General features: G+C 66.1%; 10 protein-coding genes and 1 pseudogene. 6 read left to right on the forward strand and 5 right to left on the reverse strand.

Annotation, left to right across the window (positions count from 1 at the left end; all coding sequences use genetic code 11):
- Positions 1 to 271 precede the first annotated feature (271 nt).
- Positions 272 to 1,468: an ABC transporter substrate-binding protein gene (locus IEW34_RS27085; RefSeq protein ID WP_188612352.1), complete on the forward strand. Its 1,197-nt coding sequence runs from the start codon at positions 272 to 274 to the stop codon at positions 1,466 to 1,468.
- A 266-nt stretch (positions 1,469 to 1,734) separates the two neighbouring features.
- Here IEW34_RS27085 and IEW34_RS27090 read toward each other — a convergent pair whose 3' ends face one another.
- Positions 1,735 to 2,814, reverse strand: coding sequence for a hypothetical protein (locus IEW34_RS27090; RefSeq protein WP_188612353.1), 1,080 nt, complete (start codon positions 2,812 to 2,814; stop codon positions 1,735 to 1,737).
- A gap of 625 nt (positions 2,815 to 3,439) precedes the next feature.
- Positions 3,440 to 4,432 (reverse strand): glutathione S-transferase family protein, encoded by a 993-nt coding sequence (locus IEW34_RS27095; RefSeq protein WP_188612354.1) that lies wholly within the window; start codon positions 4,430 to 4,432, stop codon positions 3,440 to 3,442.
- A gap of 393 nt (positions 4,433 to 4,825) precedes the next feature.
- Between IEW34_RS27095 and IEW34_RS27100 the strand changes: the two genes are divergently transcribed.
- Complete coding sequence (locus tag IEW34_RS27100) at positions 4,826 to 5,038, forward strand: hypothetical protein (RefSeq protein ID WP_188612355.1); 213 nt, start codon at positions 4,826 to 4,828, stop codon at positions 5,036 to 5,038.
- 21 nt (positions 5,039 to 5,059) lie between these two features.
- Here IEW34_RS27100 and IEW34_RS27105 read toward each other — a convergent pair whose 3' ends face one another.
- Positions 5,060 to 5,299, reverse strand: a complete 240-nt coding sequence (locus tag IEW34_RS27105; RefSeq protein ID WP_188612356.1) for a helix-turn-helix domain-containing protein — start codon at positions 5,297 to 5,299, stop codon at positions 5,060 to 5,062.
- A 178-nt stretch (positions 5,300 to 5,477) separates the two neighbouring features.
- On the opposite strand from IEW34_RS27105, the gene IEW34_RS27110 reads away from it, so the two are divergent.
- Both IEW34_RS27110 and IEW34_RS27115 read left to right on the forward strand, forming a co-directional pair.
- On the forward strand, positions 5,478 to 7,787 hold the full coding sequence (locus IEW34_RS27110; protein ID WP_244642262.1) for a putative bifunctional diguanylate cyclase/phosphodiesterase: 2,310 nt from the start codon (positions 5,478 to 5,480) through the stop codon (positions 7,785 to 7,787).
- 13 nt (positions 7,788 to 7,800) lie between these two features.
- Positions 7,801 to 10,269 carry a sensor histidine kinase gene (locus tag IEW34_RS27115; RefSeq protein ID WP_188612357.1) on the forward strand — a complete coding sequence of 823 codons (2,469 nt, stop codon included), beginning with the start codon at positions 7,801 to 7,803 and terminating at the stop codon, positions 10,267 to 10,269.
- Positions 10,270 to 10,320: 51 nt separating this feature from the next.
- Here IEW34_RS27115 and IEW34_RS27120 read toward each other — a convergent pair whose 3' ends face one another.
- A complete protein-coding gene (locus tag IEW34_RS27120; RefSeq protein ID WP_188612358.1) occupies positions 10,321 to 11,277 on the reverse strand; it encodes a crotonase/enoyl-CoA hydratase family protein in 957 nt (318 codons plus the stop codon).
- 252 nt (positions 11,278 to 11,529) lie between these two features.
- Between IEW34_RS27120 and IEW34_RS27125 the strand changes: the two genes are divergently transcribed.
- Positions 11,530 to 11,736, forward strand: coding sequence for a hypothetical protein (locus IEW34_RS27125; protein ID WP_188612359.1), 207 nt, complete (start codon positions 11,530 to 11,532; stop codon positions 11,734 to 11,736).
- Between the two features lie 69 nt (positions 11,737 to 11,805).
- Here the strand turns inward: IEW34_RS27125 and IEW34_RS27130 are convergent, their stop codons facing one another.
- Positions 11,806 to 12,207 carry a GFA family protein gene (locus tag IEW34_RS27130; protein WP_188612360.1) on the reverse strand — a complete coding sequence of 134 codons (402 nt, stop codon included), beginning with the start codon at positions 12,205 to 12,207 and terminating at the stop codon, positions 11,806 to 11,808.
- A gap of 353 nt (positions 12,208 to 12,560) precedes the next feature.
- On the opposite strand from IEW34_RS27130, the pseudogene IEW34_RS30805 reads away from it, so the two are divergent.
- A pseudogene (locus IEW34_RS30805) lies at positions 12,561 to 12,635 on the forward strand (DNA-binding response regulator); the annotation flags it as partial.
- Positions 12,636 to 12,690: the final 55 nt, after the last annotated feature.

Here is a 12,690-nt window from a genome sequence, read left to right on the forward strand (position 1 = left end):
CCCTGTCGGAAGATATATCATGCATTCTTGTGCGCGACAGCGCTGCGCCTCGGGCTCGCCTGTGGGACCGCCGTCACACGACTTGTCTACGCCGGCCATGGCGGGAGAGCATTCCTGCCCCGCACGGCCGGTATTCGTTTTTGCGGGTGCAGGCCGAATTGACCGGGCCTGAGCCTCACCGGACTATCGCCGGGCAATTCGGCGCCGGCGCGGAGCAACAGCCCCGTGAACAGAGCGTCGTTCCCGAGGAAACCCGTGAGGATCTGGCTCGATGATAATTCGTATGATGGCCTTCGCCGCCGCGACATTCGCCCTCGTCGGCGCGGCGACCGCGGCCGACAAGCAATACGGCCCCGGCGCCAGCGACACGGAGATCAAGATCGGCAACACCATGCCCTACAGCGGGCCCGCATCAGCCTATAGCGTCATGGGGCGTGTCGAGACGGCCTATTTCAAGAAGCTCAACGACCGCGGCGGGATTAACGGCCGCAAGGTCAACCTGATCTCGCTCGACGATGCCTTCAGCCCGCCCAAGACGGTGGAGCAGACGCGCCGGCTGGTGGAGAGCGAGGGCGTGCTGGCGATGTACGGATCGATCGGCACCGCCACCAGCGCCGCCGTGCAGAAGTACCTCAACGTGAAGAAGGTGCCGCAGATCCTGGTCTCGAGCGGCGGCACGCGCTGGAACGACCTGAAGGACTATCCGTGGTCGATGCCGTTCTACCCCTCCTACGAGATGGAGGCGGCGATCTACGGCAAGTATATCCTCGCCCATAAGCCCGATGCCAAGATTGCGATCCTGTCTCAGAACGACGACGCGGGCCGTGACTACGTGCGGGGCTTCAAGAAGGGCCTCGGCGACAAGGCGGCCAGCATGGTCGTGGCCGAGGTCACCTACGATCTGACCGACGCGACCATCGACTCGCAGATCATCAAGCTCAAGGCCTCCGGCGCCGACACGCTGTTCACCATGGCGACGCCCAAATTCGGCGCCATGGCGATCCGCAAGGTGCACGAGCTGGATTGGAAGCCGCTCAACTTCGTCGTCAGCGTGGCCAGCTCCATCGGCAGCGTGCTTGAGCCGGCCGGCCTCGATGCCTCGCAGGGCCTCATCAGCGCCGTGTCGGACAAGACGCCGGGCGACCCGATGTGGAAGGACGCGCCGGACATGAAGGAGTTTCTCGCCTTCATGAACGAGATCGGGGTCGAAAGCAGCGATACCCTGGCGGTGCGCGGCTACGTCTCCGCCATCATGCTGCACCGGATTCTCGAGCGCGCCGGCGACAATCTCACACGCGAGAACATCATGAGGGTGGCGACGAGCATCGACGAGGAGAGCCTGCCGATGCTGCTGCCGGGGATCAGCGTCAAGACCACGCCGACCGACGTCAGCGGCTTTCACAGCCTCCGCCTGCAGCGCTTCGAAGGCAAAGGCTGGGTGCTGTTCGGCGACGTCATCACCGATTGAGCGCCCCGAGCCGGAGCCCGCCCTGCGCGGCTCCGGCCATCCCTCGCCGCGCCGCATCCCCGGGTGCGCGAGCGCACACCGGCGCAGCGGCGAAGGGCTTATCCCCGCTTCATCAACGCGGGGGCTGAACCATGACTGTCAAGAACGCCTTCTACACCGTCGTCGCCACCATCACGACCGCCCTGATCCTGGTGCCGATGTTGACGCCCGCGATCGTCTGACCGCGCGCCCCGGCTCCCGCGCATTCGGCGAGATCGGCAAGCGCCCTACGGCCGCGCCGACCCTATCCGCCAGGCCCAGCACGGCTCGCCGCGATCGCGGCGCTCCACGACGTCAATGGTGATGAAGCGGTCGTGCGCGAGTGCCGCGCCCATCCATAGCTCGTTCCAGGCGTCGAAGACGGCCGGTGCCAGCGCGACGCGCTCCTCCATCAGCCGCCAGGTGGTCTGCCGCACGACGAGGTACCCGTCCTCCAGGGCGAGGCCAGCATCGTCCCCCTGCCCGCGCGCCAAGCGCACCAGCGCGGCCGCGAAGCCTGCCGGGCCCGGCGCGATGCCGCCCAGCATCTCGGCCATCGCATCGAGGCAATGCATGCCGACCAGCCGCGCCGCGGCGCCCGCGAGATGGCGGCCTTCGTCCGGACCGAGCGCGGCGACCGTCTCGGGCACGATCGACGTGATGTACTCCATGGCATAGTTGCGCAGCACCTTTTGCAGCCGTTCCGGCGGCCAGCTCAGGGCCGGCAGCCGCGGTGCCGTTGCCGCATCGAAGGGCGGGCAGCGCTCGCCGGGCGAAAATTGGAGGCGCTCCTCGGGCGCCAGTTCGTGATCCCATTCCTTGTAGTAACCCTCGAGGCCCGGCTGGCCGTCGACGGTCTGGCCGGTGCAGACGAAGCCGAGGCGCGGATTGTTCAGCACGACCCCGTTGTTGGCATGCCAGCCGCGCAGCATGGCGCGGGAGACATCGGAGGGAATGCCGCAAACGGCGGTGCCCGACCAGATCCAGCGCGGCGGCGGATAGCGCACCCACGCCTTGCGGTCGCTCTCGTAGACGTATTCGACCTTCACGCCGCCGACCTGGTTCGACAGGTAGTGGTACTGGGCGCAGGCGACCGCATGCGGCAGGCCGGCGAGCCCGAGCTTGTGCAGTCCCGGCAGAAAACGAGCGAGCTGCTGGCGGCGGAAAGTGCGGAAGACGACGTCGGCTGCCCGGGCCGCGCCGGCCCGTGAGACCAGCATCAAGATGAGGCCGGTCAGGTAGGAGTGATAGAGAAGTTCCACCGCGGCGAACGCCGGGCCGTCCGCCTCCGGCCGCGCCGCGCCGCCCTGGATCTCATCGGCCGCCATGGCCCTCCTCCCCTCTTGCAACACGGCCACGTGTGCACTCGCACAGCCGCCCGGCGGCAGCGGCCTTATCCCAAGTCATCAACTCGGGGGGCCGAAGCCATGACCGTCAAGTCCGCCTTCTATGCCGTCGTCTCCACCATCACCACCGCGCTGATCCTGGTGCCCGCCCTGACCCCGGCGATCAGCTGAAAGGTCCGCAACGCGCGCCGCAAGGGCGGCGCTCGGGCGGAGCCGACGCGAGAACGGGCTCGTGCGCCGCCGCTCGGCGCCGGCCTCCCTTTCGCCGGACCGGCGCAGAAACCGCTCTGGCGAGACCACGCCTGATGTCGGGCCGGGCGGTGAGCACGGCGCAGGCGTGCGCGCCGGCACATCGACGCGGGCGCGCCGGCTCTATCGGTTGCGTCATGGACTTGGGGGACACACCGATGATCAACGTCAAGACCGCCTTCTATGCCGTTATCACCACCGTCACCACCGCGCTGATCCTGGTCCCGGTGCTGACCCCCGCGATCGGCTAGATCGGATCAGCCGCCAAGCATTCTCCGCCATTGGATGAGCCCATCCATTGGCGGAGAAATGCTCATAGCCTTTTGAATCTGGAGCGCTTCTTAGCGATCGGGTGATTCTATGCGATTGCTAAGCGCCCTAGCGCCGCGCGCAAGGCCGGGTGGATTTGTTCCTTGTCCTGCAGAGCAGCATACTTGCGGCCGAGTTCGGCCAGCGAGCGGGCGTGGTATCTCTGCGGCGTCTGGGCGAACGCGCCGCCCGGCAAATCCACGGTCATCGTGGCGCTGCCCGCCTGGATGGCGTGCGCATTGGCACGGCTCCACGGCAGGAACACCGCCGTCACCTCCTCGTCGAGCAAGGGGCGGAGCGTCGGCTCCAGATCCCGCCAGCGCTCGAAGGGGCCCTTCACCTGGGGATCGAGCATGCGCGCGACCCACGCCGAGACCGCCGGCGCTGCCTCTACCAGCGCGCCGGGGGTCGGGTCGGTCGAGCATTCGTAGAGCTGCGCAAAGAGGCCGAAGTCGCCCAGCGCCGGCCGCTCGCCGAAGAGGTAGGGGCGGCTCTTGAGATGCCGCTCGAGGATGGCGAGCAGGCGCTGGAGGCTGGCCTCGATGATCGGCGCCGTCGCAGCCGACGAGCCGACCAAGGCCAGCCGCCCGACCATCCGGGCCCTGATGGCGTCGGCCGCCCGCTCCGCCTCGGCCGGCGAGAGAGCCGGCATCGAGCCCTGCACGATGCGCGCGGCGGCCGAGCGGGCGTCGGCATCGTAGGACCAGCGGTAGTGGAACATGGGCTTGTTGACCCACTCGTCGGCGTATTCCTCGATCAGGGCGGAGACGAATTTGGCCACGGGCTCGTCCGGGTCAATCGTCGGCTCGGGCCAGTCCCCGTCCAGCGCCTCGATAAGCGGCGTGGAATCCTGCAGGCCGCGCCCGTCCGGGGTCACCAGGAGCGGGATCAGCGGGAGCTTGGCGAAGGCATCGAACTCGGCAGCCGTGTCCGGGCCTCTGGCCAGCCATTGGTGCGCGACGCCCTTGTAGCGCAGGTAAGAGCGGACCTTCACCGAATAGGGCGAGAGCTCCGATCCGAAGAGGCGATAGGGTGCGGCCATGCTCTGTCCTCCCGAACAGTCGTTGTGCGCGTCCTACCGCTCCTTACCGATGGCGCATCGGCTTGGCCATCCGCGTCGAACGGCGCGTCACGGCAGACGAGCGCGCATACATTCCCGGGCGAGGCCGCTTCGCGTGCCACGATGCCGGTCGGGTGGCCTGAATGGCTGGTTGCCAAATCGGACAGGGTTTCCCGAGCGCCTACGGCTTTGCCAGAATCCGGGCAAGCGCTTTCAGCTTTTCCGTCGTTCTGTATTGTAGAGTGGGATGACCTTTGGCTCAATCGCCACCCCGCTCTAAGTCTTTGTTTGATCATGATCTTATGCAAAAATCAGTGTCCACTTTGTGGGATCATGCTCTCATGCGGATGCCAACGGAAATCGAAGGAGGAGACGGTGATCTGGCTAACCCTCACAGATGCCGATGACAACATCGTTTCCATCAACATGGGCACGGTGACGCGCTATCTCAGATCTGACGGCCATGGCGATACCAGGCTCTATCTGCTCGGCAGCGGCGATGCCTCCTCCGAGCCCATCTACGTCAAAGAGACGCCGGACGAAATCTCGCGCAAGCTGAGAATAGCGCGCGCCACCGTTGTCGTGTGATCGCCGGAGAGGACGCATGAGTTAGCGGCCGGGGCGAATGACGTCGCCCGCGGGCGGCAGGTCGCGCAACGACAGTGGCAGGGCGACCGAGGTGGCGCGTTGCACGAGGTCCGCCGGCAGCCGGCAGCCGGTCTTGCCGAAAATGTGAACCACGTGCGTCTTCGGCATGCTCATGGCGATCCCGAGTGCGGGCGCGATGTCAGCCGGTCCCTTGCCCCAGCGTTCCGGCGCAATCGCGCAATCATAGACGGCGCCGATCAAGTCCGAGGCCGGACTACCTGTTTCCGACCGCGCTCCCGGGCGGCGAACGGGGGGCTCCATCCCCTCCTACGCGGCCCCCGTTCCGTGCAACTTGCGGAAACGTGCTATCGTTATTCGACCATGGAATGGAGCCTCGACGGGCAGGATCCTAACTTTCGATTGGCTTCAACGGTTGAGCGTGCCGCGCATCCAGCTGACGTGCACGATGAGAGCGACCTCATGCGCGCTAAAAAAACGATCCCGAACGCTGTCGTTCGATCCGGCTTGTTCTTGGCATGCCCACGAATGGATGCGGTTGCATTTCGAGGCGTTAGAAGTGATGCCTAAAATACTGATCGTTGACGACAGTCCGACGAACCGGCGCATCTACTCGGAACTGGCGCGACAGCTTCAGGTCGACGTTCGCGTCCGCACGTTCGAAACCGGGCTCAAGGCCCTGGATTGGCTGGCGGAGAACACGGCGGACCTCATCATCACCGACTACAAGATGCCGAACATGACCGGCGCGACGCTGATCGGCGCGGTGCGGGCGCTTCCCCAGCATCGCGACCTGCCGATCATCGTCATCACCGCCTACGACGACCGCGGCTACCGGGTTTCCTCGCTCGAGGCCGGCGCAACGGACTTCCTGCTCAGCCCGGTGGACCATGTGGAATTCCTCGCCCGGGCGCGCAATCTCCTCAAGCTGCGGGCCCAGCACCTGCTGATCGCTCAGCGGGCGGACCAGCTGGAGATGAATCTGAATGCCACGGACCTGCTGCTGCGGGAGAGCCGGGATGCCCTCGCCCAGGTGATCGACACCGTCCCCGCCCTCATCAGCGCCGTCGACCTCGAAGGGCGTTGCGTGCTCGTCAATGCGCATCAGGCGGCCTTTGTCGGCAAAGCGCCGGCAGAACTCGTCGGGCATTCCGTCGAGGCGTTGTTCGGGGATGAAAGGGGTGACATCAGCCGCCGGCTCGACCGGCTCGTGCTGAGGACCGGCGCTCCCTCGCCGCCGCGCGAGGAGGATGTGGTGACGCCCGGCGGAGAACACCGTGTCTACCTGACCAGTAAGGCACCGCTCCACGACGGCACCGGCCGCATCACGAGCATCCTGAACACCTCGATCGACATCACCGAACGGCGACAGGCGGAACGGCGCCTGGAATACCTCGCCAACCACGATTCGCTCACCGGCCTGCCGAACAGAATGATGCTGCGCGACCACCTGCGGCGCGAGCTCGTTCGCGGACGCCGGGGGCAGAATTTTGCCCTGCACTTCATGGATCTCGATCGCTTCAAGGCCGTCAACGACGCCGACGGCCACCAGAGCGGAGACAGGCTGCTTCAGGACGTTGCGGAACGCCTGATCCGGCTGATTCCATCCGGCTACACCGTTGCCCGGCTCGGAGGCGACGAATTCGCGGTCCTTCAGCCCGATATCGACGGACCGGAGGATGCCGGGCGGCTGGCCCAGGCGATCCTCGACATGCTCGCCGCGGAGGACGATGAGGGGGAAGCGGTGAAGATCGCCGCCAGCATCGGCGTCACCATCGCCCCGCCGGACGGCGCGGATCCGGATGAGCTGCTGAGGAACTCCGATCAGGCAATGTACCTCGCCAAATCGCTCGGTGGCGGCACGTGGCGTTTCTTCTCGCCCGACATGGCGCGACGCGCGAGCGAGCAGGCGCAGCTCGAGGCCGAGTTGCGCAGTGCCGTCAAGCGCCAGGAATTCGAGCTTCATTACCAGCCGTTCGTCGACCTGCGCGACAATTCCGTCGTGGGCGCGGAAGCGCTGCTGCGCTGGCGCCATCCGCAACGCGGCATGCTGCGACCGGATGCCTTTCTCGGCCTCGCCGAGGAAAGCGGCCTGATCCTGCCGATCAACGAGTGGGTCCTGCGCGAGGCCTGCCGGCAGGGGGCCGTCTGGAATGCGGCGGGACACGGCGCACTGCGGATCGCCGTCAACGTGTCGCCGATCCAGTTCAGGCGGCAGAAGGTGGGAGATCTGGTGCGAGAAGCCCTCGCGGAGAGCGGGCTGCGGCCGGACCTGCTGGAACTGGAGCTGACCGAAGGCATCCTCATCAGCCATGACGACCAGATCCTCGGCGAGATGGCCCTGCTGCGCTCGCTTGGCGTCAGCCTCTCCGTCGACGATTTCAGCACCGGCTATTCGTCGCTGAGCTACATCCGCAATTTTCCGCTGCAGCGCCTCAAGATCGATAGTTCCTTCGTGAAGGAACTGGCCCATGGTCCGCGCGCGCTGGCCATCGTCCGGACCATCATCGATCTCGGCCACATCCTCAACCTGCAGGTGCTTGCCGAAGGCGTCGAGGAGGAAGAACAGCTCGCTGTGCTACGAGCCGAGGGCTGCGATGAGGTGCAGGGTTACTACTTCAGCCGCCCGCTCCCGCCGGCCGCCTTCATCGAATGGCTGTCAGCGCAGGGTATGGAGGGCGCGCACGCACGACCCAGCAAGGCGGAACGCACGCATGCCGGTCGCGTCTAGCGCCCTGCGAGCGGTGGCCGCGTTCGCGCGATGGATGGTCGGTCGACTCAGGGGCCGCCCCGACAGCGAACATGAGATGAGCTTCAATCGGCTCGTCTTCGCCTGCATCATCGTCATCGTGCTGCTGATGAACCGCAGCAGCAGCGATGTCAGTGACGCGCTGCTTGCCATGGGGCTATACATACCGCTGGCCCTGGGGGTGCTCGCGCATATCGTCCTGTCTCCGGGGATCTCGCGCGGGCGCAGGCTGTTCGCGCTTGTGCTCGACTGCGGCTTCCTGTCCTGGCAGCTGCATCTGGGCGGCGCGATCGCCGCCCTGTTCTTTCCGATCTATCTGTGGGTCATCTTCGGCAACGGGTTTCGCTTCGGCCTGTCCCTGCTGGCCATCTCCATCCCGGTCGCCACCCTCTGCTTTGCTGCCGTCGTCTGGACGACTCCCTACTGGTACGAGCAGTGGCCCCTTTCCGTTGGCCTTCTGATCGGCCTCGTCATCCTGCCCGCCTATGCCGGCACGCTGATCCGCAAGCTCTCGCACGCGACCAAGTCAGCAGAGGAGGCAAGCCAGGCAAAGAGCCTGTTCCTGGCGAGCGTGAGCCACGAGCTGCGGACGCCGCTGACCGCCATTGTCGGCATGACGGGGCTGCTGCGCACCACGTCGCTGCTTCCCGAGCAGCGCGAGATGGTGGAGACCGTGGATGTCGCCACACGCTCGCTGCGTTCGCAAATCGACAGCCTGCTGGCTCTGTCGCGCATCGAGGCCGGCCGGATGCCGGTCCCGGACGAGCCGTTCGATCTGCTGACTCTGCTGCTCGATGCGCGGCGCCTCGTGGAGAGCCAGGCCCGCGAGCGAGGGCTGAGCTTCGATATCCATGTGACGCCCCGGACGCCGCCCTATCTGTCCGGCAGCCGGCAACACCTTCACGAGGCGCTCGTCAATCTGGTGGGCAATGCCGTCAAGTTCACCCATGAGGGCGGGGTGACGTTGGCGGTCGATGCCGAGCCGGGGGACGGCGGCGGCCTCTGGCTGACGGTGGAAGTTTCCGACACCGGCATCGGTATCGCGCCCGCCGACCAGCAGCGCATCTTCGAGGATTTCACCCAGGCCAACCCGAGTATCCTCAACCGCTTCGGCGGGTCGGGTCTCGGGCTTGCGACCACCCGCCGGCTCGTCGACCTGATGGGCGGGAGCGTCACGGTGGAGAGTGCGCCGGGCGAGGGCAGTACCTTCCGCCTCCATGTCGCCGTCGCCCCGGTGCCCGACGAGGACCTGAAAGTCGAGGAACCGTGGCGCGGTCAGGGCGTCGTGCTGGTTTGCCGGCCCCCTTCGCCACTTACCGAGCTCCTGGCGGAACTGTCGGCACTTGGGTTCAGGCCGACCATCGCGGATCCCCGTCTCGGCCCGGCGCGGATGTTCCCGCCGCACGCGGCAGGCGCCATCCGTATCCTGTTCGAGCCGGACACCCGTCTTCTGGCGCTGCCCGCTCCCGCTTCGATTGGGCTTCCGCCCAAGCCGCTGTTGATTCGGCCGGGGGCCGAGGCAGGTCTTCCCGACCTGGAAACCCGCCGCTCCTGCGTCAGCCTGCTGGGGGAGAATCCCACGGCGAGCGAGCTCAAGCGGGCGCTGGGAGTGGCCAGCCGGATTGGAGCTCCCGCGACCGGCCAGGTGACGGCGCCGCGACAGCAGCGACCGAGCCAGCCGCGTCATCTGTTGCTGGCCGACGACAACCGGGTCAACCAGAAGGTATTCGGTCGCATTCTCGAGAGCGCGGGCCATTCGGTGCTCATCGTGGAGAGCGGCGACCAGGCGCTCGAGGTCCTGGCCGAAGAGGGAGACAAACTGGATCTGGTGCTGATGGACTTCAACATGCCCGAGATGGACGGGCTGGAAGCCACCAAGCTCTACAGGATGAGCGCCACCGGCGAAGGGCGCCTGCCCATCGTCGGACTGACGGCCGATGCAACCGCGCTGAGCGACCAGCGCTGGCGCATGGCCGGGATGGACGATTGCCTCATCAAGCCGGTCGAGCCCTCCATTCTTCTGGCAGCGGTCGATCGCCTCGCCCGGAGAGGCGGCGCGGCCGCCTTGTCGGCACCACGGCCCGTAAATGCGTCGAGGCCCGCCGCCATGCCGGCTCTAGACGACAAGGCGATCGAGAGCCTTCGCCGGCTCGGGGGGCCCCGCTTCGTCGCGGAGCTGATGGACGATTATCTCCTCGATGCCGAAGCCATTCTCGAGCGGCTGATCGAGGCCGCGGAGCGCGGCGATGTGCTGGCGTTCCGCAATGAGGCCCATGCCCTGCAGAGCAGCTCGGTCAATGTCGGCGCGCTCGCCCTCGGTACCCTTTGTGCCCCATGGCGGGAACTGCGCGGCGACGAACTGCGTGCCGGTGCCGTCGAACTTCAGCGGCAGGCCGATGCGGAACTGCACCGGACCCAAGACGTCATGCGCGCGTACTCGGAACGGATGTTGGGCCTCGGCTGAGGGCACAACCCGGCGGACAGGCCCTCCGCCGGGTTGTGCAGGCGGGCGCAATCACTCGGCCGCCACGAGCAGGGGCATAGGCCGTTCAAGCCCGGCCAGCCGCCGGTTCTGCGCGGCGCACAGGCGATCCATCTTGCGCAGATCGGCTTCGGTCAGGTTGAGCGCGGCCTCAGCCCAGATGTCGACGACATCGATCAGTTCCTCCAGCGTGACCGGATTGACGCGCCGGCGCGCCCGATAGACGGCCTGATGAGCGTTGTGCTTGCGGTTGTGGCGGGCGATATACTCGATGACGGCCTGCTGCCCCTGTCCATCTTCGGCCAGGACGTCGACCACGCCCATGGCGTGCAACTCCTCGGCGGTATAGACGCGACCGGAGAGGATGAGCGCCTCCGCCCGGTTGCGATCCATGCGCCGCGACAGGAAGCTGTAGGCGCCCATACCCGGGAACATATTGAACAGGATCTCCGGCAGGCCGAGCTTGGCGCTCCGTTCGGCAACGATGAGGTCGAACGACAGGGCGTGTTCGAAGCCGCCTCCGAGGGCATCACCCTGCACCAGCGCCATCGTCACCACCGGGCTGTCGAACGCGACGGCATTGCGGTGGATCGCCTTGACGGCGACATGGCCGTAATGCCGCATAGCATCGAGATCGCGGCTGCGGATGCGCGCGGCGAAATGGCCGAGATCGCCGCCCAGATTGTAAATGCCGGGAACGTCGGACGCCATGACGAACCAGGAGAACGGCGCCATCGCCGGGCTGGGCAGGTCGGCGAAACTCTGCGTGATCGCCATTTGCATCCGGCTGATGTCATCCATCAGCTCATGCGTATAGGAAGGCTTGCCGACCGGGTTCATGAAGCACCAGCAGGTGGCATTCAGGGTGTCGATATCCAGCCGGATATTGTCGTAGCCGTTGCCGCGGATCGCGCGGACCGCCTTCTCGATAGCGAAATCGGCCAGATCGGCGGTCTTGGCCGCAGCGTCGGTCTTTTGGATCAGGTGCATGTTGTCGCTCCTAGTCGTGGGTTGGTGGAGGCGACCGCCACACGGAGGAGCCGCACGGCGGGTTCGCTTTACATTAAGCGCGCAACGCAACGCGAGTGCCGAAAATTACGATATCAACAAAGTAGTAGGCCCTCGCGACAATGGCTGAGCGCGACCAGGATACGACGGAAACCGAGAAAGTGCGCCAGACTTCGTGCATCAGCAGACGCCGCACGTTGCACGGCGGCGTTGAGCGTCATCTTGCGCCGGTTGATGAAGCTGACATTCGCCTCGATCCTGATCGAAGGCGCGGAGGCGCTGCCGCTCGTCGCGTCACCGCGCTCAAGCGCGGGCGCTCGCCGCATCGTCGGCCGCCGTTCGAGCAATCGCGAGCGCTTGGCGATTGGGCGGAACTACCCAATCGCAAGTGAAGCGCTACAGTTTTCAATAAGTTACGAGCGTTCCCAGACCATTGGATGACCTCGATTCAATGGCGAAACGCTCTCGTGCGGCACGGCCAAACACGGCCCGATGCACCCGGTCGTCCGCCTACCCGGGCAAGCGATCGAATGCCTTGAGCCCCTCGGCGATCTCGTGGAAGGGCTGCTTGTCGATCGTGTAGATCGCCATGTCGGGCTGGAACACCGAGGGCTCGTCGAGCGTGCCGACCTTGACGACGACCACGGGGAGGAGCGCCGGGCGCGTGACCAAGTGCGTACCACAGTCAGGGCAGAACTCGCGCGTGACCGGCCGCTCGATGTCGGACCGCGTAAACTGCTTCGGCGCCCCCTTGCTGTAGCTGAATTCAGCGACAGGCATCGCGATGAAGACGTTGGGCGAGCCGCCGGTGACATACTGACACTCGCGGCAATGGCATTGCGCCTTCATCATCGGCTCGCCCTCGGCAACGTAGCGCACGCCGCCGCAATAGCACCCACCCTCGAGTCGCATCGTCTCATCCCTTCCTGCCAGCTCGTTGTTTCTGCGCGGCACGCCCCTCCCCCTCCGAGAGGTTTCATGACCCGCGCGGATTCTGAAACGACACTTAGGGGAGTTCCGCTGTCAACGGCAGCGGGCTGGGGCTTCTCCCATGCAAGCAGGCGGACCATGCTCTGGCGCTCCGCATTTCGCTAGCCTGCCATCCCTGACCACGCAGATCCTGCGCGATGAACACCGGAGGATCTATCGGACTCATGAAGCGCCGATCCATCAGTCCGTGGGCGGAGCGCTTGAACCGCTCCATGCGCGCCTTGGCAGCCGGCCGGCGAACTCCTCCAGCGGCGAGGCAGTGAGCGAGGCCGTTTATCGTCGGCCTCGAGCTCGGCGCCAGCGATTACATCGTCAAGCCGTTGAGCTTGCGGGAAACGCTCGCACGCATCGCGCGGCGCTGCGGTGGCATGAAAAGGGCGCGCCGCCGGCCAGGCGTATGCGCGA

Source organism: Chelatococcus reniformis, assembly GCF_014640075.1.
GTDB lineage: Bacteria > Pseudomonadota > Alphaproteobacteria > Rhizobiales > Beijerinckiaceae > Camelimonas > Camelimonas reniformis.